This window comes from Nocardia sp. NPDC004860 (assembly GCF_040609015.1).
Classification (GTDB): Bacteria; Actinomycetota; Actinomycetes; order Mycobacteriales; family Mycobacteriaceae; genus Nocardia.
The window spans coordinates 1-22,271 of record NZ_JBEXJI010000010.1 but is presented as its reverse complement, the minus strand read 5'-3'; the positions used below and the strand labels follow the sequence as shown (position 1 = coordinate 22,271).

Sequence of the window (22,271 nt, the reverse complement as noted above, 5' to 3'; positions counted from 1 at the left end):
AACCAGAGCGATCACAACCGCAACTACGATAATTCCGCCAACCATCGTCGGCCTCCTCCCCCACCTCACGGCCCCTCCGACCGCGGGATATAGCCGAAAACTACGCCGGGGAGAATCGGTCCGACAAACCCATTTTCTGGGGGGCTCACCGCTGGTGTGAGCCCCCGCGACAGTGGGTACTCGCTACGTCAGCTTCACCCGCGCCGCGAAGAAGCGGGCGACGGCCGGGGCGAAGCGGTTGAAGCGGTACTGGAGCCAGGCTTCGGGGGTGACCGGGACGACGTCGCGGCCCTGCTCGACGGCCTTGACGATCTGGGCGGCGACCTTCTCCGGGCCGTAGCGTCGGGCAGCGTAGAGCTTGTCGTAGCGCTGCTGCTTGGCGGCCTCCTCCTCGGCGGAGACACCCGAGAAGCGGGTGGTGGCAACGATATTGGTGTGCACGATGCCGGGGCAGATGGTGTGGACGCCGATGCCCTTGCCCGCCAGTTCGGCCCGCAGGCAGTCGGAGAACATGAAGACCGCCGACTTGGAGGTGGAGTAGGCAGCGAAACCGCGCTGGGGGGTGTAGGCGGCCATCGAGGACAGGTTGACGATACTGCCGCCGAGGCCACGGTCGGCCATGGCCTTGCCGAAGGCGCGGCAGCCGTTGATGACGCCGTGCAGGTTGATATTGAGGACCCGGTCGAATTCGGCTGCGGGAGTGTCGAAGAAGTCGCCCGCCGCGCCGACACCGGCATTGTTGATCAGGATGTCGGGCACACCGTGCGTGGCGATGACCGCGGCGGCGTGCTCGGCGACGGCTTCCTCGCTGGAGACGTCGAGCTGGTAGGCGTACGCGGTACCGCCCTCGGCGGCAATGAGATCCGCGGTCTCCTTGGCCGAGTCCACGTTGATGTCGGAGAGCACGACGTCCGCGCCCTTGCGGGCGAAGGCGAGGGCCGTCTCGCGCCCGATGCCGCTGCCGCCGCCGGTGATCACCAGCAGCTGGTGCTCGAAAGGCCGCTGCTCCCGGCCGACTTCGGCACGGCGCAGGGTGCGCGGCGTTTCCCCGGTGCGCAGCGAGTCGATGAGCTCGACGGTGGAGGTGGCCAGCAGTTCCGGGTGCGAGAACGGCAGCCAGTGCCCGCCGCCGACCTCGCGCCGGTACAGGTTGGGCGCCCAGTCCTTGGTGTCGTCGTAGCCGGCCGGGCGCACCGCGACATCGCGGCGCGCGATGATCAGCTGCACCGGCACCTCGGTGCGGCGCTCGCGCGGATCGCCCAGGCGCTGCAGGATATTGGCGCGGTAGATGCGCATGCCGTCGAAGAAGTCGCGCCGGAATTCCGGTCCGAGCTTGATGTTCTCCGGCGAGGTCTCGTTCATCAGCCCGACGAAGCGCGACCACATCTTCTCGGTGCCCAGCGGCTTGAGCACCACCCGCGGCACACCCGGGGTCATGAACAGCCCGGTGTACATCGACGACAGCAGCTGGGTGAACGGCCCCCACACCTTGCCGCGCGACAGGCTCGACCGCACCCACGCGCCCAGGTGGTCCAGGTTGGGCCCGGACACCGAGGTGAACGAGGCGACCCGCCCGGCGGCCTGTGGCTCGCAGACGGCCTCCCACATCTCCACCGAACCCCAGTCGTGGGCCAGGATGTGCACGGGCGCATCGGGACTCACCGCGTCGGCGACGGCGAAGAAGTCGGCGGCGAAGTGCTCGAGCCGGTAGTCCTCGGTGCGGTCGGTGCGGGTGGAACGACCGTGCCCGCGGGTGTCGTAGGTGACCACGTGGAAACGGTCGGCCAGCAACGGCACCACCCGGTCCCACAGGTGGTTGTCGTCGGGCCAGCCGTGCACCAGCACGATGGTCTCGGCGGAGGGCTCACCGTATTCGTAGACGGCGATATCGAATTCACCGCTGCGCACCAGGCGTTCGGCGGCGGGGATGACGGTGGGTTGATCGGTCACGATCTTCTCCTCGTTGAGAGACGGCGCTAGATGTCCAGCACCAAACGGTCCCCGCCGCAACGGGATACACAGATGAGCATGTCGCCGGCCGCGCGCTCGGCATCGGTGAGCACGGTGTCGCGATGGTCGACCTCGCCGGAGCGCACCCGCACCACGCAGGTGCGGCAGAAGCCCTGCCGGCACGAATACGACGAGTCCGGGCGGGCCTTCAGCACTTCCTCGAGCACCGACCTGTCGGCGGGCACGTCGAGGACCTCGCCGGTGCGGGCCAGCTCCACCTGGAAGGCGGTGCCGTTCACCACGGGCGGCGGCGAGAAACGCTCGGAATACAGTTCCACGCCGGGCATTTCGCGCACGGCGTCGGCGATGAGGTGGGTCATCACGACCGGCCCGCAGCAGTAGACGGAGGTGTCGGGACCGACGTCCGGCAGTAGCTGCGCGGCCGTGGGAATGCCGTGCTCGTCATCGGTGCGCACGGTCACCCGCGAGCCGAACGACTCCACCTCCGCCAGGAACGGAATGGTGTCGCGGGACCGCCCGGCGTACACCATGCTCCACTCCACGCCCAGCCGGTCGGCCATCCGGATCATCGGCAGGATCGGCGTGATGCCGATGCCGCCCGCCACGAAATGCACTCGCGCGGCGGAGGATCCGTACCCGGGCAGCACGAACGGGAAGGCATTGCGCGGCCCCCGCACGGTGACCGGGGTACCGACCGCCAGCCCCTCGTGCACCTCGAGCGAACCGCCGTTGCCGTCCGGAATGCGCCGCACCGCAACGCGATACGCGTGCCGGTCGGCCGGGTCGCCGCACAGCGAGTACTGCCGCACCTTTCCCGAGGGCAGTTCCAGATCCAGGTGCGCGCCCGGCCGCCACTCCGGCAGCTTGCCTCCGTCCGGCGCGGTCATCAGCAGGCTGATCACATCGGTGTCGTGCGCCTCCACCCGGCGCTCCACCACGACCAGCGGAATCCGCCAGTCGTCCACCCGTGCGTCCGGCTCACGCCGGTTCACGAAAGTGGTCCAGCGCAAACGGCTCCCGGCGATGAAATCCAGCACCCGCGTGGTGCGATCGGCACGACCCTTGCCGAACAGATCCTGCGGCGGCGCGACCGGGACGGGACGAACCGAGCTCACGAGGCCAGCGCCCGGGCGGCCGGGGACTGCGCCAGGTAGGCCACGGCCTGCGCGGTCGAGCCGACGGTCTCGGGGGTGTAGCCGGGCTTGAAGGTGGACAGCGCACTGATCAGCAGCGACGGGATCCCCGGAATCGACCCCCGCCACATGCCCGCGAAGATCCGCCCGATCAACATCGGGTAGCGGTGGTTGGGCAGCGTCGGATCGGCGTGCACCAGGAACTTGGTGCCGCGCAGGATGAGTGCGATGAAGATCGGGAACACCAGCAGCATGAGCGCACCGCGGCGCACATAGCCGATCTCGAAGTACTCGGCCACGTCGTGGGCGACCATGCGGTGCTCGACCTCTTCGGCCCCGTGCCAGCGGAACAGGTCCAGCATCTGCGGATCGGTGTCGAACTGTTCGAGGTCGGCGTTGATGATCCAGTCGCCGAGGAAGGCGAAGAAGTGCTCCAGCGCGGCGATGACGCCGAGACGCTCGACGAGTTGCTGCTGCCGCGCCGCCTCACTGGCCGCCGCCTTCGGGCCCAGCGTCTTGCGGAACAGGAATTCCGTCTGCCGCACATAGGGTTCGATATCGATCCCGTGCGCGGACAGCACCTCCTCGAGCGCCCCGTTGTGACTCTCGGCGTGCATGGACTCCTGCCCGATGAAGCCGATCATGGCCTCCCGCAACTTCTCGTCCTTGACCAGTTCGAGGGCTTCGCCGAAGGTCACCAGGAACATGCGCTCGCCTTCGGGCAGCAGCATGCTCAGGGCATTGAGGAGGTGAGAGGCGATCGGTTCCTGCTTCATCCAGACCGGTTCGGTCCGGGACCAATCGAACTGCACATTCCGGGCATGCAGGGCTACCTCTCCGGGTTCGGTCACCGGTCGGCGGCCCAGCTTCGGAAGTAGCTTCATCGGTACTCCTGGTCTCGTATCGCGTTTGCTGCGTGAGCGTAGCAATATTCTACGCATGCATGAAACCCTGAGTTACACCTAAATTTGCGAGCCATCCCCTGTACGAAACGACAAGGGAGCTCTCACTGCGGAAATTCGTCCGATTCCCCGCGGTGAGAGCTCCCTCGTGCGGAGCTAGCTGTCGACGTGGACGTGGGGGCGCTGGGAGCGGCGCGGAATGGCGCGGCGGAGGATCTCGCGGGTTACGGGGGCGACCTCGCCCTCACCGAAGAACATGAAGCGCACCAGGTTGACCAGCGGATTGCCCTCGGTCCATTCGAAGTACACGTGCGGGCACTCGCCGGTGCGGTCGCGGATCGCGATCAGGATGGACGCGATGCAGTTCGGCACGGCCGCGGCCTCGACGGTGAGGATGTGGTAATCGTCCACATCCACCTCGGTCACGTGCAGCGTGGTGCTGAACTCCGACGGGTCCTTCACGATGACCTCGAGGAAGAGGATGGGCTCCGACTCCGGGATGTGGCTCTCGCGCCGCTGATCGGCTTCCTTCTCCGCGTACTCCTCGGGCGAGCGGCCATCGGTGATGTCGTGGGTGACGATGCGGATCTCGCCGCGCTCTGCCAGCTGGTCGATCATCTGGCAGGCCTTCTCGTCGAAGATCACCTCGACGGCCCGCAGCTCGAAGGCCCGGCGGATGCGCGAGGCGAAGGACACCACCATGATCGCGACCACGAACAGGATGGCCAGATGCAGACCGGCCGGCTTCTCGATGATGTTGTCGATGGTGGTGTAGACGAAGATGAGCGACACCACGCCGAAGCCCAGCACCCGCGAGTACTGCTGCTTGCGCCAGGCAGAAATGGTCACCGCCACGGCCGCGGAGGTGATCAGCACCAACACACCGGTCGCGTACGCCGCGCCCTGCGCGTCGACACTGGCGTCGAAATACCAGGTGATGCCGAAGGACACCAGCGCGAAAACCAGGACCAGCGGCCGGATCTGGCGCGCCCATTCGGGGGCCATTCCGAAGCGCGGCAGGTAGCGCGGCACCAGGTTGAGCAGGCCCGCCATGGCCGACGCGCCCGCGAACCACAGGATGGCGATGGTGCTGACGTCGTAGACCGTGCCGAACGCATTGCCCAGGTACTCGTGCGCCAGGTAGGCCAGCGCGCGGCCGTTGGCCTGCCCGCCCTCCTCGAACTCCTTCTCCGGAATGAGGATGGTGGTGATGAAGCTGGTGACGATGAGGAACCCGCTCATGATGAGCGCGGCGGTGGTCAGCAGCTTGCGGGTGCCGTTGATCCGGGTGCGCGGGTATTCCTTGGAGTCGGCCGGATCGCCCTTGATCTGCGGCATGACCGCGACACCGGTCTCGAAGCCGGACAGACCCAGCGCCAGCTTCGGGAACACCAGCAGCGCCACGCCGATCATCGCGAAGATATTGCCGTGCTTGGCCGTGAGCAGATGCGACCAGTCGGTCACCAGGTGCGGCGCCTGCAGCACCTTGACGATGCCGACCGCGGCGACCACCAGATTCAGCGCCAGATACGCGCCGACGAGACCGACCGCAATGCCGATGGCCTCACTGAAGCCCTTGAGGAACACCGCCGCCAGCAGTGCCAGCAGGACCAGGGTGATGGTCATGTTCTGGTCCTGCAGGAACCCGGGCACGTACGGGTTCTCGACGATATGGGCCGCACCGTCGGCGGCCGACAGCGTCATGGTGATGGTGAAGTCGGTGGCCGCGAAGCCCAGCAGCACCAGGATGAAGATCTTGCCCCACCAGTTCGGCAGGAAGTTGGCGAACATGGCGATCGAACCGCCGCCGTTGTGGCTCTCCTTGGCCACCCGGCGATACACCGGGAGCGCGCCGAGCAGCGTGAGCGCGACCAGCACGATGGTGGCCAGCGGGGACAGCACGCCGGCGGCCAGGGCCGCGATGCCGGGCTGGTAACCGAGCGTCGAGAAGTAGTCGACACCCGTCAGGCACATGACCTTCCACCAGGAATGCTGATGCTCCTTGGGAGCCTTCTTGGCCATCGGGCCCTGAATCTGCGAGTGATGTTCACCCGCGTCCTCTAGTAGCCAGTTCGCAAAGCGCGAGCGCGGCTGTGCCTCGGTCGTGGTCAAGGAGTCCTCCCCGGAACTCTGTGGGTCCGGTTTCCCGAAATCGGTCGGTAAATGACGTGACGAATGTACTCACGGCAAATCGGGCGCAGACAGTGCCCGCGCCATGAGCCGTACAGTCCGGTGTGCTAGCCCAGATAGGCCGCGACGGCGGTGGCGATGACCTGCGCGAATCGCGCGCGGCCATCCGGTGATTCGATGACCGCGGCGTCGCCGGGATCTCGCATGTTCCCACACTCGACGAGGGCGGTCGGGCGCTCGGAGAAATTCAGCCCGGCCAGATCCGCCCGCGGGTTCAGCCCGTCCGAGCCGACATAGGTGGAGGTGGCCAAGCCCGCGCCGACCATGGTGTCGCGCAGGGTCGTGGCGAGCTGCACCGACGGCCCGGACTGGGCGTCGTTCAGCGCGGGCGAGGAGTAGGCGACGTGGAAGCCGTGGGCGCCGGCGGGCGCACCGTCGGCGTGGATGGAGACCACGGCCGCCGCGCCGACCCGATTGCCGAGGGTGCCGCGGTCGTTCACGCAGGGGCCGACGCCGGTGTCGCTGTCGCGGCTCATGATCACCTGGTAGCCGCGGGCGCTGAGCAGGTCGCGGACGCGCTGGGCCACATCCCAATTGAATTCGTGCTCGGTGTAGCCGTCGTCGCCGCTGGTGCCGGTGGTGTTGCAGGGCTTCGTGCCGCCGCGGCCGTCGGGCACCTGGGCATTGATCTCGTCGGTGTGGGCCGCGCCGCCGCCGTTGTGGCCGGGATCGAGGACCACGGTCTGGCCGGCGATCGGAAACAGCGGGCGGACAGGAGCTTCCGGCGCCGGGCGCGCGAGCGACCCCGAAACCGGTGCGGCGGCGAGGCTCTGGCCGGTGCCCGCGATCAGCAGGGCGCCGCAGAGGGCCGCGAGGGACTTCCAGGTTCGGTGTCGCACGGGACAAACGATAACGGTTGAATCACGAACGGGTAAGTCAGTGTTCGAGTTTGCGCAGGAGTCCGTGGAGTGTGCGCAGGTCGGCGGGGGTGAGGGCGGCCAATTCGGCGGGCGCCGGGTCCGGCGTGGCGAGCGCCTCGGCCACCACCTCCTGGCCCGCGCGGGTGAGCGAGATGAGCTTGCAGCGCCGATTGGTCGGGTCGATCTCGCGGATCACCAGGCCGCGCTCCTCGAGATCGTTGACCACGACCGTGGTGGCGGGGGCATCCATGGTGGCCGCCCGCGCCAGCTCCTTGGCGGTGAGCGGGCCGGGCAGCAGCCGGCGCAGGATGCGAATCCGACTGAACGGCATGCCGGTTCGCTCCACCACCGCGCGCTTCCAGGTGTCGCGGGTGTCCATCACCAGGTGGGTGAGCTGCCGCCAGACCTCGTCGGTCGTGGGCGTGTCATCCGGCATGAGCGGGGACCTTCTGTTCGAGCAGGGGGGCGACGCGATCTCGCGAACGGTACGCCCAGTCGGTATTGGCGGCCACGCCCAGCGCGGTGACCGCGGCGGCGAAACCGGCGATGGTCCACCACAATCCCGCGCCCGTGAGCGCACCACACAGTGCCACACCGAGACTCACGCCGACCTGGCGGCTGGTGGAAGCGACCGCGGCCGCCGCACCCGCGCGATCGAGCGGCATGCCGCTCACCGCGGTGGTGGTGATGGGCGCGTTCACCATGCCGAAGCCGATGCCGAACAGCGCGAAGGTGATGACCAGCTGCCAGATCGGGGTGTCCGGGTGCAGCAGGGTGAGGCCGATCGCGGCCACCGCCATGAGGATGCCGGAGGCCAGCAGTGACGGGCGGGTGCCGTAGCGGCCCACCAGCCGCCCCGACAGCGGCGAGAAGAACAGCATGCCCAGCGCCATCGGCAGGTACAGCAGACCGGTGTGGACGGCCGAGAAGTGCCGGGTCCCTTGCAGATACAGCGACATGTCGAACAGGAACGCGCCCAGCGCGGCGAACGAGCAGACCGCGATGACGGTGGCCGAGGAGAACGGGAAGCTGCGGAAGAAGCGCAGGTCGATGAACGGCGACGGGTGGCGCGCCTCGTGCCGGATGAATCCGGCCAGCGCCAGGGCGGACACCACGAAGACCGCGGGCTCCCGCTCGATCAGGCCGTACACGAGGGTGAACAGCACCACGATCGCCAGCGCCTGCCCGATCGGATCCATGCCGCGCGGCCTGGCCGACTTCGATTCCGGCACATAGACGGTGGTGAGCGCCAGCGCGACCGCCACGATGGGCAGGTTGATCCAGAACACCGACTGCCAGCCCAGGCTGTCGATGAGCACGCCGCCGACCATGGGTCCCAGCGCGGTCGAGATGCCGACCACCGCGCCCCACACGCCGACCGCCCGGGCCCGCTCGATCCGGCCGGTGAAGGTGGTCGTAATGATCGACATGGCAACGGGATTCAGCATGGAACCGCCGATGGCCTGCACGAACCGCGCGCCGATCAGGACGTCGATGGTCGGTGCGATGCTGCACAGCAGCGAGCCGAGCGCGAAGGTGAGCAGCCCGATGCGGAACACCCGCTTGCGCCCGAAGCGGTCGGCGGCCGCGCCGGAGAGCATGAGCAGGCTGGCGAGGGTGAGCGTGTAGACGTCGACGATCCACTGCAACCGCGACAGCGGCGCGCCCAGATCGTCGCGGATGGCGGGGATGGCGACATTCACGATGGTCGCGTCCATCGACGAGATCAGCAAGCTCAAACAGCAGGTGATCAGGATGATCGTCTTCCGGCGCGAGCTCAGCTCGTCGACAGTTGTAAGCACACAACGATTGTGTAGACACAACTGTTCCCAGCGCAAGGGGTCGCGCCGATGGCACGGATCACACGAGGCGTTGGCGGACCATCCGAGCCCGCAGCGCATTCCGCGCGTTCTCACGGGTGGCAGCCGATTGTCACAAGTTCACGAATGAACGGGCTACTGCCTACGTCAGTTCCTATGGCGCGAGCATGGATTGGGTGGATCAACGATTGCGCGGTGTGCCGGTGGACGGAACATGTACCGCGGCATCCGGCGGACGGTGACACCGCCGGCACCACGCGGATTGTCAGTGTCTGGGAGTCACCGGGTTCGTCAGCGCCGACCAGGCGCCGAGCACATCCTCGGTCTGCTGCTCGGCGGTGCCGTAGGTGTGGGCGGCGACGGTGAATCCGGGGCCGAAGGACACCGATGCCACTTCCGGAGCGCCGACATCGGACCAGCCCCACTTGGTTCCGTACACCTGTGGCAGTCGCGCGGTGCCCCAGTCCTGGCGGGTGCCGTCGGCCGCCCGCTCGCTGGGCTGTTCCATCCAGGCCAGGATCAGGCTGTCCGGTTCGTCGCGGATTTTCGCGGCCAGGAAATCGGCCACGTCGGCGACGCTGGTGGTCGACAGTTCCCACCCGCCGCCGCCGTGGGTGGCGCGCAGGCCGTACTCCTGGGCGACCGCGTCGATGGCGTACGGATATTTCGCTGCGATCCGGTCGGCGGCCGCGTCGTCGGACTTGCAGACCATGCGCTCGCCCAGTTCGCGATCCTCGGCCGAGCCGTCGCCGTGCCGCAGGGCGAAATCCGCCAGGAACAGCTTGGCGATGGACAGGGCCGCGCGCTCCTGGGTCTCGTTGTCGGTGCCCCAGCCCGCGCCCGGCACCAGCGTGCGCACCGAGAGCGCGGTGCGCGGCGGGATGTGAACGGGCTGCAGGATGTCCGGGTCGAAGCCCGGTTGTGCGCACGCGGCGCCCGCCACGGCCATCCAGACCCCCGCCACCACGGCCGCGATCGCACCGGCTCTCGTACCCATCACCACCTCCGCATCGTGTTCCGCCCGATGCCACCTTGCTCTCCGAGGCCGGGCGGAGGTTCACGACACGCCGATGACTCTCAGACCGTGAGGATGGTCCGGCCGACGGCGGCGCGGGACCCGATAGCGGTGTGCGCGGCGGCGGCCTGATCGAGGGAGAAGGTCTGGCCGATGACGACCTCGAGGCGACCGGCGGCGACCTCGGCCTGGGCGCGGTCGTGGAGGGTGAGCCAGTCGGTCTCGGGGGTCGCGATCTCGAACAGCGAGACGATGGTAATGCCCTGGGCGGCAGCGGATTCCGCGTCGACCGCAGCGAAGCCACCGGCGGCGTTGCCGTAGGCGATGAGCAGGCCGCCGGGAGCGGTGGCGGCCAGGGCCGCGCGGCCGATATCGCCGCCCGCGCCGTCGAGGACCACCTGCACGCCGCCGGTCCGTTCCCGGACCTGCTCGGCCCAGCCGGGTTTCGAGTAGTCGACCACCTCGTGTGCGCCGAGCCGTTGCGCCAGAGCGAGTTTCGCCTCCCCGCGTGCGGCGGCGATGACCTGCGCGCCGGCCGCGCGGGCCAGCTGGATGAGCAGGGTGCCCAGACCGCCCGCGGCGGCGGTGATCAGCACCCACTGGGCCGGTTGGATCGCGGCCCGGTCGGCGACCGCGAGCACGGTGCGTCCGTCGTGCACGAGGGCGGCGGCCTGCTCGAAGCTCAGCTCGTCGGGGATGACGGCCAGGGTGCCGGCCTTGGCCAGGGCCAGTTCGGCATAACCGCCGACGGGCAGTCCGCCGCCGATGCCGCTGGCCGCCGTCGGGGTGGCGACCCGTTTGCCGACCCACGCGGGGTCCACGTCGGGCCCGACCGATTCGACCGTGCCCGTGACCGCGCCGCCCGGCACGAACGGGGTCTCGACGGGGAAGTAGTCGCGCGCCGAACCGCTGCGCAATGTCGTGTCCAGGAACATGACGTCGGCGGCGGCGACCCGCACCACCACTTCGCCCGGGCCGGCCACCGGATCCGCGACCTGCCGCACGGTCAGCACCTCGGGTCCACCGAACTCCTCGGCCTGCACTACACGCATCTCGTTGCCTCCCTTTCGCTTTCGACGGGGTGTCGATGACTCCAGCATCGAACCTCTACTTATGTTGAGGTCAAGTGTGCGGGGCGCGATTCCGCTCTGGGCGAACCGTGGGTGATTCATGGGCATACCGAAACCGGGGCTGCGTCATATCCCGGAGCCGGGGAGAACGCGTGCGAGAATCGAGCGGTGGCGGGATCATCACCGAGGCCGAGGCGCAGCGCGCCGGATCGGGCAACGCCATCCCGCAGCGCACCACATGGCAACTGCCTGAGGCCGTTCCGGTGAATATCGCCGTGCCCCTGCTGGCCGCGCTGCTGTCGCTCGCCGCGGCGGGGGCCCGGCTGCGGCGCCGGCGGGCTCGCGACTCGCGGCCGTTCACCATCGCCATGGTGTTGCTGGCAGTGTGGGCGCTGCTGCGCACCCCGGCCATCAATGGTTCGGCCGGCGAATTGGCGCTGCCGAGCGGGCATTTCGAGGGCCTTCCGGGTTTGATCGCCGATCTGGCGCTGGTCGGCGCGGGCGCGCTGATCGGGGTGACGGTCGGCGGCGTGTGGGGAAAGCCGCTGTTGAAGCGGGCGTTCTATCTGGGGCTCGTGACGATGGAGGCGGGGCTGCTGCTCACCTATGACCCGCTGCATCCGTCGTATATGACCATCGAGACCCACCAGTGGATCCTGGCGCTGTCGGGCCTCGCGGTGAACGGCGCGGTGGTGATCGCGGCGGCGCCGAGTTATCGCATCGTTCCGGCACGGTTCCGGCTGCCGTTGTCGCTGTTCATGTTCGGCGGGCTGAGCGGGGCCACGCTGGCGGCGATCCGGGTGGTGACGCTGCTGCGACCGGCGGGGCCGCAGGTGAATTCGTGGTCACCGATCGTCGCCGTTCCGATCTTCGGGTTCGCGCTGGGCTCGCTCGTCGCCGGTACGCGCATACGCGAACAGGAACTCGAGGACATCGAACCCGGCACGCGCACTCGATAATGACCGCATGCAGTACCCCGAATCGCGGCTTTCCGACACCACCCGCGTGGAAGCCTTCAGCGACGGCGTCATGGCCATCGCGATCACCCTGCTCGTGCTCGAGATTCGCCTTCCGGAGACCGATGACGGCTCGCTCTGGCATGAGCTGACCGGGCTGTGGCCCAGCTACCTCGCCTATGCCGGATCGTTTCTCACCATCGGTGTGATCTGGCTGTGCCATCACCGCTTCTTCGGCCGGGTCCGGCGGATGGACGGGCTGCTGCACTGCGGCAATCTGCTGTTGCTCCTCGCGGTGGCGTTCCTGCCGTTTCCGACGACCGTGCTGGCCCATCATCTGGAGGACGGGGGCTGGAACGCCAAGGTGGCGACCGCCTTCTACGGCGTGGTGGGTGCGGTGCAGGCGGCGGCCTGGTTCGTGATGTGGGTTGCCCTGCGCCGCAACCCGGATCTGTTCGAGCCGGGCTACGATGCCGACTACGCGCGGCGGGAGGGCCGGCAGGCGGTGATCGGCTTCGTGGGCTTCGACCTGATCGCGGCGATCGGGCTGGTGCTGCCCGCGGCGGCGTTGCTGCTGTACCTGGTGGCGGTGCTGGGCTACGGGTACCTGAGTACGCGCCCGCAGGTCTTCACCCGCATCTGAACCACCGTCCCGCCCACCGGGACTCGTGATCGCCGGCGGGTTCGCGCTCGGGTAGCGCGGCCCGCCCGGTGCGCTTATGCTGCGTCCGGCAGATCCGAATCCGCTTGCCGGTCCGGGCATTTGGCACGGATCCCGGATGCGGGTTGCGGTTGGGGGCACCGGGGTATTCGCCCTGGTGGACGTCGGTTCGGAAGTGCGGAGCGTGTCGGAATCAGTGAATCCGCCGGGCGGGGGGCGGCAACCCGTCCTGCGACAGCGACCGCCCTGTCCATACTGGCGGGATCCCTCGCGCTCAGTACGGTCGCGGTGGCGGTCGCGGTCTTCTACTCCCCCATCGATTTCCGGCTGCCGCTGGCCATCGGCGCGAGCGTGGCGGCGCTGTTGCTGACCGCCGCCCTCACGGCCGCCGCCTATTACCGGGGCCGGGTGCAGGCGGTGCGGCAGGAGGCGCTGGCCTACACCGCGCAGGCCGATGCGCATGTGGCCGCGACTGTTTCCGCCGCTCAGGCGCGAATAGCCGAGTCCGAGACCAGGATTCACGGCATCCGCGAACAGGCCGCGGCCGAGACCCGCGCGGCCAAGGAGAGCGAGAGTCGCCGCGCCGCCGCCATGGCCGCGTTCGCCGGCGCGGCGGGGCGCATGCAGGCCATGAGCACCAGCATGTTGGCGGAGCTGCGCGAGATGGAGCACCGGCACGCCGACCCGAAGGTGCTGGCCGACCTGCTGGAACTGGACCACCGCACCGCGCAGGCGGGCCGGCTGGCCGACAGCATCGCGGTACTCAGCGGTGCGCGATCGGGCCGCCGGTGGGCCAAACCCATTGCCATGGAATCGATCCTGCGCGGGGCCATGGGCCGGGTCGCGGGCTATCAGCGCGTGCGCCTGCGCGCGATCACCGAGATCGCCGTCGCGGGCCATGCCGCCGAGGGCGTCATGCACGCCCTGGCCGAGCTGCTCGACAACGCCTGCAACTTCTCCCCGCCCACCACCGAGGTCCACGTCTACGCCGCCGAGGTCCCCGCCGGTGTGGTCATCACCATCGAGGACTCCGGCCTCGTCATGAGCGAATCCGCCCTCCGGCGAGCCGAATCCGCCGTCTCCGGCCCCCGCGCCGGCTCCGACCTCTCCGCCCTCTCCGGCACCCGCCTCGGCCTGGCCGTGGTCGGTCACCTGGCCCGCAAACACGACCTCACCGTCAGCTACCGCCCCTCCGCCATCGGCGGCACCGCCGTGGTCGTCGTCATCCCCCGCGAACTCACCACCCGCCTGGAACGCCAATCCGGCACCTTCGGGCGCCTCACCCCGGTCACCACCCGCCCGCACCCCGGCACTCCGGCGAGGGATGTCCCCGCCGCGCCCGCAACGGCACCGCCGCCGAAACCCGCCTTCGTCTCCACCGCCCAGGACCTTCTTCCGGCCCAGCCCGAAATCGACCAGCGCACAGCGACTTCCAGCGGCCTGCCGAAGCGCCGTCGCGGCAGCACGCTGGCCGCCGTCCACCCGGACGGCCTGTCCGGCCCGGCACAACCCGAGGCGCCACGCGCGCCGTCCGCGCCCTCGGCCATGGCCGCCTTCCAACGCGCCTTCACCACGAACTCGTTCCCCGCCCCTGCGACCCCATCGGAGACCGATCGATGACACCGTCCGCCACACATCTGGGTTGGCTGCTGGAGCAGTTGCTGGCGCGTACGCCGCGGGCGCGGCATGCGCTACTGCTGTCCGGCGACGGGTTGAAGATCTGTCATACGGCCGGGCTGGGGAACGACAGCGCGGATCAGCTGGCGGCGATCGCCGCTGGGATCCAGAGCCTTTCGCACGGGGCCTCGGTGGAGTTCGGGGACGGGCGGGGCGGGGTGCGCCAGTCGATGACCGAGTTCTACGGGGGGATCCTGTTCATCGTCGAGGCCGGGGTGGGGGCGCACATCGCGGTGGTGGCCGCGGAGGACGCCGATGCCGGGCTGGTCGGCCACACGATGCGGGAGCTGGTCGAGCAGCTCGGCGAGCATCTGGCCGCCGCCCCGCGGGTGCCGGGGGCGAGCGTGTCGTGACCAGGCCAGACGAGGATCCGGATCGGCTGTACACGCTGACCGGCGGTCGCAGCCAACCGGATTCGGACGCGTTCGATCTGGTGACCCTGGTGGTCAGCGAATGCGATCCGGTGCGCGGCATGCAGTCCGAGCATGCCGCCATCCTCGACATGTGCCGCGCGCCGACGGCGGTGGTGGAGATCGCGGCCGAGCTGCGGCTGCCGGTCGGCATCACCGTCGTCCTGCTGTCGGACCTGCTGGACGCCGGCAAGATCACGGTGCGTCATCCGGATCATGCCGCGCGGCAATGGAATTCGCTGCCCGATACCGACATGCTGGAAAAGGTGCTCGTTGGACTCCGTAAGCTCTGACATCCGGTGCGCCGGCACCCAGGACCCGCGTCCGGCCCGCGCCGACGCCCCGCTGCACGCCGATGCCCGGCAGGGTCTGAAGATCGTGATCGTGGGCGGCTTCGGCGTCGGCAAGACCACCATGGTCCGCTCGATCAGCGAGATCCGCCCGCTGGACACCGAGGCCACCATGACCCAGGCCGGCCAGGGCGTCGACGATCTCGCGGGCGTGCCCGGAAAGACCACCACCACGGTGGCTTTCGACTTCGGCCGGATCACCATCGACACCGAGCACGTGCTGTACCTGTTCGGCGCGCCCGGCCAGGAACGCTTCTGGTTCCTGTGGGACCGCCTGTTCGCGGGCGCGCTGGGCGCCATCGTGCTGGTGGATCAGCGGCGGATCGCCGACTCCTGGTACGCCATCGACCGGCTCGAGCACCAGCGCACCCCGTTCATCGTGGCGTGCAACAACTTCGGACCCGGCCCGGCCCTGCCCGCGGTGCGCGAGGCGCTGGATCTGGACCCGCACATCCCGCTGCTCGACTGCGACGCCCGCGACCGCGACTCCTGCAAGAACGTCCTGATCGCCCTGGTCGAATACCTCTCTCACCCGGAGACCGCGCTGTGGAGGAATCCCGCATGACATCGCCCGCGCCGGGTTCCTGCCCCGTGCCCCACGAGCCCGGCGTGGTGCCGTTGAGCGGCCCCCGCTTCCACACCGACCCGCATTCGCTGTACCGGGAGATGCGCCGCGACCACGGGCCGGTGGCCGCGGTCGAGCTGCCCGGCGGGATTCCGGCCTGGCTGGTGCTGGGGTATCGGGAGATGCACCAGGTCACCAGCTCTCCCGAACTGTTCCCCCGCGATGTCAGCCTGTGGAATCAGTGGCCGAACATCCCGCCGGACTGGCCGCTGCTGCCCATGGTCGGCTCGCCCATGCCGTCGATCTATTTCACGGCGGGCGCGGAGCATCGGCGGCACCTGGCCATGGTCGAGCCCGCGCTGGAATCGGTGGATCCGTTCGAATTGCGCCGGGTCTGTGAGGGTTTGGCCGATCGGCTGATCGACTCCTTCTGCGGTCGCGGCCAGGCCGATCTGGTGGGCGAGTTCGCCGAACCACTGCCCGTGCTCGTCCTGGCCTGGCTGCTGGGCATTCCCGACGCCGAGGGCCCCGGGCTGGCGCGGGCCATGAAGGTGATGGCCGACGGCGGCGCGGACGCCCAGGCGGCGCACCTGCAGTTCATGCAGTACATCCAGCATCTGCTGGCGGTGAAGAAGACCGCGCCCGGCGATGATCTGGTCTCGCGCATGCTGGCCTTCCCGGCGCCGTTCACCGACGAGGAGTACGTCAACGACCTGATGGCCGTGACGGCCGCGGGACACCTGCCGACGGCGGACTGGCTGGTCAATTCGGTGCGCCTGATGCTCACCGACGACCGCTTCGCGGCCGCGCTGGGCGGCGGGCGGCGCAGTGTGGACCAGGCGATGAACGAGGTGCTCTGGGAGGACTCCCCCACCTCGATCCTGGCCGGGCGCTGGGCCGCGCGCGATACGCGCCTGGCGGACCGGACGATTCGCGCGGGCGATCTGCTGTTGCTCGGGCTGGCCGCCGCGAACACCGATCCGCACGTGCGGCAGGCGGTCGGCGAGGCCGCCACCCATACCGGCAACAACGCGCACTTCGCGTTCAGCCACGGCGAGTACCGCTGCCCGTTCCCGGCGCAGCAGATCGCGGAGGTGGTGGCGCGCACCGGCATCGAGGTGCTGCTGGACCGGCTGCCGGACATCGATCTGGCGGTGCCCGCGCAGAACCTGGTGCGGCGGCCGTCGCCGTTCCTGCGCGGAATGACTTCCCTTCCTGTTGTTTTCACTCCTGTTCGCGCTCTCGGAGGTTTTCAGTGAGTTCCCCCTGCCCGCATGCGATTTCGATAGATCCGATGGTGGGTGATCTCGCCGGCGAGACCACCCGCCTGCGCGCCGCCGGGGCGATCACCCGGATCGATCTGCTCGGCGCCCCCGCCTGGACGATCACCGACCACATCATTGCCCGCCGGCTGCTCACCGACACCAGGCTGGTCAAGGACATCAATGCCTGGAAGCTGTGGCGGGACGGCGTCATCACCCGGCAGTGGCCCCTGATCGGCATGATCGACGCCGGCCGCTCCATGTTCACCGTGGACGGCCCGGAGCACCGTCGCCTGCGCATCAAGACCACTCAGGCGCTGACCCCGCGCCGCCTGGAAGCCTTGCGCCCCACCATCGAACGGCTCACCAAGGAGCTGCTCGACGATCTGGACGAGGCGGGCCGCGACGGCGCGGCGGTGGATCTCAAGCAGGTCGTCGCCTACCCACTGCCCATGCGGGTGATCTCCGAGCTCATGGGGGTGCCGCGCGCGGACCACCCGATGCTGCTCGACTGGTACAAGAAGTTCTTCTCCATGGTCACCCCGCAGGACGAGCGCCTGCGGGTCATCGAGGACATGGACGTCTACTTCACCGAGATGGTCCGCCGCAAGACCGCCCAGCCCGGCGATGATCTCACCAGCGCGCTCATCCTGGCCGACGAGGGCGGCGAGCCGCTCACCGAGGAGGAGGTGGTCGGCAACCTGAAGGCACTGGTCGCCGCCGGGCACGAGACCACCGTGAGCCTGATTCTGAATGCGGTGCGCGCCTTGCTGACCCGGCCCGAACAGCTGGCCCGGGTGCGCTCGGCGGAGGTGGAGTGGAAGCAGGTCATCGAGGAGACGCTGCGCTGGGACGGCCCGGTCACCCATCTGCTCATGCGCTTCGCCACCGAGGACATCACCGTCGGCGACACCGTGATCGAGCAGGGTGAGGGCGTGGTCATGTCCTACCGTGCCATCGGCCGCGACACCGCGGTCTTCGGCGAGGATGCCGACGATTTCGACATCACCCGGCCGAGCGCGCACCGCAATATCTCCTTCGGATACGGCCCGCACATCTGCCCGGGCGCGGCGCTGGCCCGCCTCGAAGCGGGCATCGCGCTGCCCGCCCTGTTCGACCGCTTCCCGGAGCTGCGGCTGGCCACCCCGGTCGAGGAGATCGTCAATCTTCCGGTCATGACCCAGAACGACATCGCCGCCATGCCGATCCACGTGGGCTGAGCCGGGATTCGGCGCGCGAACGGCTGTCCGGGCCGCACGATCACGACTCGGTGATCGCGGCCCGGGCGGGTCACGGGCGCGTGCCGGACTCGGTCCACCTCCTGAAGACGTCCACCTTCTCCGTCGACCAGGCGCCGTCGCAGGGCATGGTGCCGGCGGCCAGGCGGTCGAGGATCTCGGCGGCGTGCTTGGTGACGTCGTCGAGGGACCACAGGTCGAAGACGAAGCTCATGGAGCGCTGATCCTTGTCCCGGAAAAGGGGTTTGATGTGGGCGGCGAAGCCGACGGCCTCCTCGGGTCCGGGCAGGGCAGGGTCGGATGATTCGGCGGACAACTTCGGCGCCCCATAGGACGGCGGTCCTGTCGGGCCCCAATCCCAGTCGGGCGCACGGCCTTCGGCGGTGACCGCCCATGCCACGAAAGCGGCAAAGGCGGAACGGAATTCGGGATCGTCCGGGAGTCCGGACTCGCGTGCGGCGCGCAGCATCAGCTGAACCCAGCGCTCCTGCTGTTCCTCGGCTAGGTCGGGCCTGGACCGCGGTTCGTCCGGCTCCCGGGGCGCACCGAACGCGATCGCCAGCCAATCCGCCTCCAGGCGTACGTAATCGGCGTCAGGATCGTTGAAAGCCGCTGCCAGGACAGTATCGTCCGGGATCAGCTGTTCGTAGAGCAGCGCGGTCATCCGCCGTAGTGCCGGATAGCCGCCCGCCCATTCGAACAGCGTCGGCTCCGTGCCCGGCACGGGCACCGGATCCTGGAAGCCGACATACCAGTGCATGCCGCTGCAGAAGGGCTTGTTGCGCGACCGGCCACACCGGCACAGCGCGTAGTGCTCGGCGGAAGCGCCTGTGGCACGGTCGATGTCGCCGCCTTCGGGGCCGGTCAGTGGGATCCCGCCGCGAATCCGGTAGGGCCCGTCCTTGGTCACCTCGATGACCGGCTCGCGGGTGCCGTGCCAATCGGTGACCTCGCGCGCCTCGACACCGTCGAAGGCCATGCCGAGCGCGCCCGACGGACAGGCGCGCACGGCACGCACGATCTCATCCATGCGGCCGCCATTCGGCGCGACGAAAGGCTCAGCGCCGGTATGGAATACCGTGGCGAGGCGGTCGGTGCAGAGTCCGGAGTGCTGACAGATGCCGCGGTTGTCGAAAACGGTGACCTGACCCCCGGCATAAGTGTCACGCCGGTCCGCCGCCCGCGCCGGATCTTTCGCGTCATTGAAGCCGATACGCGTGTGGCTGCCGTCGCACAGCGGTTTGAGCGCGGACGCACCGCACCGGCACAACGCGGCCGTCGGGCCGAGCTCGATGGGCAGACCGAGGTGATCGACCAGAGTCGCGTTCGTGGCCAGGTAGGGGCCATTCTTCGCCGTACGGATCGAGCGGGGCAACCCGGACTGCAGTTGCGCGAATTCCGCACGCAACCTGGGTCGTTCGCCGACCGCGGCGACGGCGCAGGCGAGATCCTGGAGCGCAGCCGTGGCCTCGAGGAGCTCGGGCAGGTCGGCCCCGGCCCGCAACCGGGTCGCCGAGAGAGCCAGCGCGCGCAGCCGCTCGGGTACTCCTGAATCAGGCTCGGGCTCAGCCCTTTTACCCGCAGCCGCGCCGATATAAATCACGCTTGCGCCGACATGAGTCACGCTTCCGGGTGCCGTTTGCACCGCGTCGCGCGATGACCTGTCCATCCCATCGCTCGACACCGTCCCCACCACGCCGCTCGAAACCGCTTCCGCCCCATCGCTCGACACCGTCGCCACCGCATCGCTCGACACCGCTTCCACCGCATCGCTCGACTCCGTCGTGACCGCATCGCTCGACTCCGTCGTGACCGCATCGCTCGACACCGTCCCCACCGCATCGCTCGACACCGTCCCCACCGCATCGCTCGACACCGTCGTCACCGCATCGCCCAATACGGTCCCCACCGCATCGCCCGATACTGGCTCTGCCGCGCCGTCGAGACCGGTCGTGCTGGGGTCGAGGCCGTGGCGAATCAGCGCCTCCGACAAGGGACGCAGCACGCTGTCGGCCAATCGCGGCAGTACCAACGCCGGAGCGGGCTTCCGGGTCACGGCGTACACCGCGTGGAACAACTCGGCGAGTTCCCCACTGCCCCCGATTCCGGCCACCCGACCGGCGAATTCGTCGGCGCGCTGCCGTGCCGCGGCCTGCACGGCGGGATCGATGCCCAAGATCTCGGGCCGCGCGTGGGCGTTCCAACTCGGGAAGTGCGCGGCGAGCGTGTCCCGGATATCCCCGAACGCCCTGGCCACCGGGACCAGCCCGTCCCCCACCGCCCCGGGCATATCGGCGCGAATGGCCTCGGCCAGGGCGGCCGCCTCGCCCAGGCGTTCGGTCAGCAGCGTCCACGCCGCCTCCCGATGGGGCATCAAATAGTCGGTCTCGTAGAACAATTCGAAGCTGGGGCCGACGGTGCGGCCGGGGTGGTCCGGGCCGGCGGGCAGGGTGGTGATGAGCTCGCCGAGCGGGCGGATGACGCCGAACATGAGCGAGACCGTGGCGTCGGCGAGGGTTTGCAGCTGAGCATCGGTCTCCTCGGTGTGGGCGAAGAACCGCTCGAAGATCTGCAGCAGGATCTCGTAGCCGACATTGAACAGGTCGGTGACGCGCGCGGTGCCCGGGTCACTGATCAGCGGAACGGGGATATCGCGTTCGGGCGCACGGACATTGGCGGCCAGCACCGGCCGCACCGGGTCGAAGTCGGGGTTCTCGCGCAGGCACTGCTCGTACTCGTCGAGGATCTTGACGAACTGGCCGAAGTGGGCGTCGCGCCAGTCGCCGCGCGCGCCCTCGCCCTGTTCGAGGATGGTGTCGATGGCCCGCTTGGCCGAGGCCACATCGGTCACCGCCACCAATTCGGGCCAGCGGAAATGCTTTTCGGTGGCCTGGGCGCGGTGGGGTCCGACGAACAGCCAGCGCTCGCCGTACTTCTCGGCCAGATGCTCGATGCCGAGTTCGATGGAGCGGTACAGGTGGCCGACGGTCGCGAAATCCTGCAGTCGCGGCACGATCTCGCCCTGCTCCATGTGCGCCGCGACGCGCCCGGCCACGGCGATGCCCCCGGCGTCGTCGAGGGCCATGCCCTCCGGGCGTTCCAGGAACATGAAGTGCCGCAGCGCCTGCTCCCCGAACGGCAGCAGCGCCAGCTGCACCCCGGCCGGATAGTGGGCGGCGGGCAGCGGCAGGTTGGGCCGGGTCATGTGGGGCGCCGCGCCGATGGCGGAGAGCAGGTTGTGCACCAGCGACAGGTGCAGCATCTCCTGGGTGGCCACGTGCGACACCAGTTCCCGCCAGCGCGTGACCTTCTCGACCTCGGCGGCGCTCAGGCCCTCCGCGGCGGAGGTCTCGAGCGAGAAGGCCGCGAACAGGTATTGGCACATGATGCCGTGTTCGAGTTCGGCGGCCTGGCAGAGCATGTAGATGAGCGCTTCGCGGTGTTCGATGACGAACGGCGCCTCCGGGGCCGCCAGTCCGCCGCGGGCGGCGATGGTCCGGGCCAGAGCGCCCCGACCGGTGAGAGAGGGAGTTTCGGGCGCATTCGCACTCATGCGCATGCCTTTCGGAATCGGCGTACTCGCCGCGCGGCCACGCTGCCGTTGTGCGGGAGCCACTGCCGTCATGACGTCGTCGGCCTCCATCATGGCCCGGAAAACCCAGCGTCGACGAGGGTTTCGCTGCCCGAGAACGCCGGTCCGGCCGCCGCCCACGGGACGAAACGCGCACGCCGGTGTCTTGCGACACGCTCATTTCGGGCGTCGGCCCTGCTACCTTCGAATGCGCCACCTCGAGGCAAGGAGCATGCCATGGGCATCATCACGATGATCATCATCGGCCTCATCGCGGGCGCGATCGCCCGCCTTCTGGTTCCGGGCAAGGAGGATTTCGGCATTATCTGGACCGTCGTTCTCGGCATCATCGGCGGTTACGTCGGCGGCACCCTGGGCAGTCTGGTCTTCGCCCCGCACAAGTTCAGCGTCCATCCGCCGGTCCAGCACACCTTCCTCGGCGCCATCATCGGCGCCATCGTGGTGCTGGTCGTCTACAAGTGGATCAGAGCCCGCGTCTGACCTGCCGCACAACCGAATACGACCGAGGGGCGGGGGGGGGGGGTGGGGGGCCCCCCCCCCCGGGGGCGCCCGTGGTTGGCGGGGTTGGGGGGGCGCGCCAAACAGGCCCCCCCCCCCCC

At 69.1% G+C, this 22,271-nt stretch carries 19 protein-coding genes; 9 read left to right on the top strand and 10 right to left on the bottom strand.

What is annotated here, in order from left to right:
• Window positions 1-183 precede the first annotated feature (183 nt).
• The 9 genes from ABZV44_RS19815 to ABZV44_RS19775 all read right to left on the bottom strand — a co-directional run bounded on the left by ABZV44_RS19815 (window position 184) and on the right by ABZV44_RS19775 (window position 10,943).
• Complete coding sequence (locus ABZV44_RS19815; protein WP_354838500.1) at window positions 184-1,953, bottom strand: SDR family oxidoreductase; 1,770 nt, start codon at window positions 1,951-1,953, stop codon at window positions 184-186.
• A gap of 23 nt (window positions 1,954-1,976) precedes the next feature.
• Window positions 1,977-3,086 carry a PDR/VanB family oxidoreductase gene (locus ABZV44_RS19810; protein WP_354838020.1) on the bottom strand — a complete coding sequence of 370 codons (1,110 nt, stop codon included), beginning with the start codon at window positions 3,084-3,086 and terminating at the stop codon, window positions 1,977-1,979.
• On the bottom strand, window positions 3,083-3,988 hold the full coding sequence (locus tag ABZV44_RS19805; protein WP_354838018.1) for a metal-dependent hydrolase: 906 nt from the start codon (window positions 3,986-3,988) through the stop codon (window positions 3,083-3,085). Before ABZV44_RS19805 ends, ABZV44_RS19810 begins: the two co-directional genes overlap by 4 nt.
• A 174-nt stretch (window positions 3,989-4,162) precedes the next feature.
• Window positions 4,163-6,028 (bottom strand): amino acid transporter, encoded by a 1,866-nt coding sequence (locus ABZV44_RS19800; protein WP_354838497.1) that lies wholly within the window; start codon window positions 6,026-6,028, stop codon window positions 4,163-4,165.
• A gap of 215 nt (window positions 6,029-6,243) precedes the next feature.
• Window positions 6,244-7,035 carry an N-acetylmuramoyl-L-alanine amidase gene (locus tag ABZV44_RS19795; protein WP_354838016.1) on the bottom strand — a complete coding sequence of 264 codons (792 nt, stop codon included), beginning with the start codon at window positions 7,033-7,035 and terminating at the stop codon, window positions 6,244-6,246.
• Window positions 7,036-7,072: 37 nt separating this feature from the next.
• Window positions 7,073-7,492, bottom strand: coding sequence for a MarR family transcriptional regulator (locus tag ABZV44_RS19790; protein ID WP_354838014.1), 420 nt, complete (start codon window positions 7,490-7,492; stop codon window positions 7,073-7,075).
• Window positions 7,482-8,858, bottom strand: coding sequence for an MFS transporter (locus ABZV44_RS19785; RefSeq protein ID WP_354838012.1), 1,377 nt, complete (start codon window positions 8,856-8,858; stop codon window positions 7,482-7,484). Before ABZV44_RS19785 ends, ABZV44_RS19790 begins: the two co-directional genes overlap by 11 nt.
• Before the next feature lie 283 nt (window positions 8,859-9,141).
• On the bottom strand, window positions 9,142-9,873 hold the full coding sequence (locus ABZV44_RS19780; protein ID WP_354838010.1) for a hypothetical protein: 732 nt from the start codon (window positions 9,871-9,873) through the stop codon (window positions 9,142-9,144).
• Between the two features lie 80 nt (window positions 9,874-9,953).
• Entirely contained in the window at window positions 9,954-10,943 is a 990-nt protein-coding gene (locus tag ABZV44_RS19775; RefSeq protein WP_354838008.1) for a zinc-binding dehydrogenase, read from the bottom strand.
• Window positions 10,944-11,113: 170 nt separating this feature from the next.
• Between ABZV44_RS19775 and ABZV44_RS19770 the strand changes: the two genes are divergently transcribed.
• From ABZV44_RS19770 to ABZV44_RS19735, 8 genes are all read left to right on the top strand, one after another.
• Complete coding sequence (locus ABZV44_RS19770; protein WP_354838006.1) at window positions 11,114-11,920, top strand: hypothetical protein; 807 nt, start codon at window positions 11,114-11,116, stop codon at window positions 11,918-11,920.
• A 7-nt stretch (window positions 11,921-11,927) separates the two neighbouring features.
• Complete coding sequence (locus ABZV44_RS19765) at window positions 11,928-12,560, top strand: TMEM175 family protein (protein ID WP_354838004.1); 633 nt, start codon at window positions 11,928-11,930, stop codon at window positions 12,558-12,560.
• A gap of 306 nt (window positions 12,561-12,866) precedes the next feature.
• Entirely contained in the window at window positions 12,867-14,198 is a 1,332-nt protein-coding gene (locus ABZV44_RS19760; protein WP_354838002.1) for an ATP-binding protein, read from the top strand.
• Window positions 14,195-14,608: a roadblock/LC7 domain-containing protein gene (locus ABZV44_RS19755; protein WP_354838000.1), complete on the top strand. Its 414-nt coding sequence runs from the start codon at window positions 14,195-14,197 to the stop codon at window positions 14,606-14,608. The genes ABZV44_RS19760 and ABZV44_RS19755 overlap by 4 nt, the downstream gene beginning before the upstream one ends.
• Window positions 14,605-14,958 (top strand): DUF742 domain-containing protein, encoded by a 354-nt coding sequence (locus ABZV44_RS19750; protein ID WP_354837998.1) that lies wholly within the window; start codon window positions 14,605-14,607, stop codon window positions 14,956-14,958. Before ABZV44_RS19755 ends, ABZV44_RS19750 begins: the two co-directional genes overlap by 4 nt.
• Before the next feature lie 52 nt (window positions 14,959-15,010).
• A complete protein-coding gene (locus tag ABZV44_RS19745; RefSeq protein WP_354838494.1) occupies window positions 15,011-15,580 on the top strand; it encodes an ATP/GTP-binding protein in 570 nt (189 codons plus the stop codon).
• Window positions 15,577-16,839 carry a cytochrome P450 gene (locus ABZV44_RS19740; protein WP_354837996.1) on the top strand — a complete coding sequence of 421 codons (1,263 nt, stop codon included), beginning with the start codon at window positions 15,577-15,579 and terminating at the stop codon, window positions 16,837-16,839. Before ABZV44_RS19745 ends, ABZV44_RS19740 begins: the two co-directional genes overlap by 4 nt.
• Before the next feature lie 35 nt (window positions 16,840-16,874).
• Entirely contained in the window at window positions 16,875-18,062 is a 1,188-nt protein-coding gene (locus tag ABZV44_RS19735) for a cytochrome P450 (RefSeq protein WP_354837994.1), read from the top strand.
• Between the two features lie 70 nt (window positions 18,063-18,132).
• On the opposite strand, the gene ABZV44_RS19730 is transcribed toward ABZV44_RS19735, so the two are convergent.
• Complete coding sequence (locus tag ABZV44_RS19730; RefSeq protein WP_354837992.1) at window positions 18,133-21,633, bottom strand: ferritin-like domain-containing protein; 3,501 nt, start codon at window positions 21,631-21,633, stop codon at window positions 18,133-18,135.
• A 255-nt stretch (window positions 21,634-21,888) separates the two neighbouring features.
• Here ABZV44_RS19730 and ABZV44_RS19725 point away from each other — a divergent pair, with 255 nt between their 5' ends.
• Entirely contained in the window at window positions 21,889-22,152 is a 264-nt protein-coding gene (locus ABZV44_RS19725) for a GlsB/YeaQ/YmgE family stress response membrane protein (RefSeq protein ID WP_354837990.1), read from the top strand.
• Window positions 22,153-22,271 lie beyond the last annotated feature (119 nt).

Excerpts from the sequence above, each read along its gene's own strand:
- ABZV44_RS19775 (WP_354838008.1), bottom strand. The coding sequence starts at position 10,943 with ATGCGTGTAGTGCAGGCCGAGGAGTTCGGTGGACCCGAGGTGCTGACC.
- ABZV44_RS19725 (WP_354837990.1), top strand. The coding sequence starts at position 21,889 with ATGGGCATCATCACGATGATCATCATCGGCCTCATCGCGGGCGCGATC.
- ABZV44_RS19730 (WP_354837992.1), bottom strand. The coding sequence starts at position 21,633 with ATGAGTGCGAATGCGCCCGAAACTCCCTCTCTCACCGGTCGGGGCGCT.
- ABZV44_RS19780 (WP_354838010.1), bottom strand. The coding sequence starts at position 9,873 with ATGGGTACGAGAGCCGGTGCGATCGCGGCCGTGGTGGCGGGGGTCTGG.
- ABZV44_RS19805 (WP_354838018.1), bottom strand. The coding sequence starts at position 3,988 with ATGAAGCTACTTCCGAAGCTGGGCCGCCGACCGGTGACCGAACCCGGA.
- ABZV44_RS19790 (WP_354838014.1), bottom strand. The coding sequence starts at position 7,492 with ATGCCGGATGACACGCCCACGACCGACGAGGTCTGGCGGCAGCTCACC.
- ABZV44_RS19740 (WP_354837996.1), top strand. The coding sequence starts at position 15,577 with ATGACATCGCCCGCGCCGGGTTCCTGCCCCGTGCCCCACGAGCCCGGC.
- ABZV44_RS19765 (WP_354838004.1), top strand. The coding sequence starts at position 11,928 with ATGCAGTACCCCGAATCGCGGCTTTCCGACACCACCCGCGTGGAAGCC.
- ABZV44_RS19800 (WP_354838497.1), bottom strand. The coding sequence starts at position 6,028 with ATGGCCAAGAAGGCTCCCAAGGAGCATCAGCATTCCTGGTGGAAGGTC.
- ABZV44_RS19735 (WP_354837994.1), top strand. The coding sequence starts at position 16,875 with ATGGTGGGTGATCTCGCCGGCGAGACCACCCGCCTGCGCGCCGCCGGG.
- ABZV44_RS19755 (WP_354838000.1), top strand. The coding sequence starts at position 14,195 with ATGACACCGTCCGCCACACATCTGGGTTGGCTGCTGGAGCAGTTGCTG.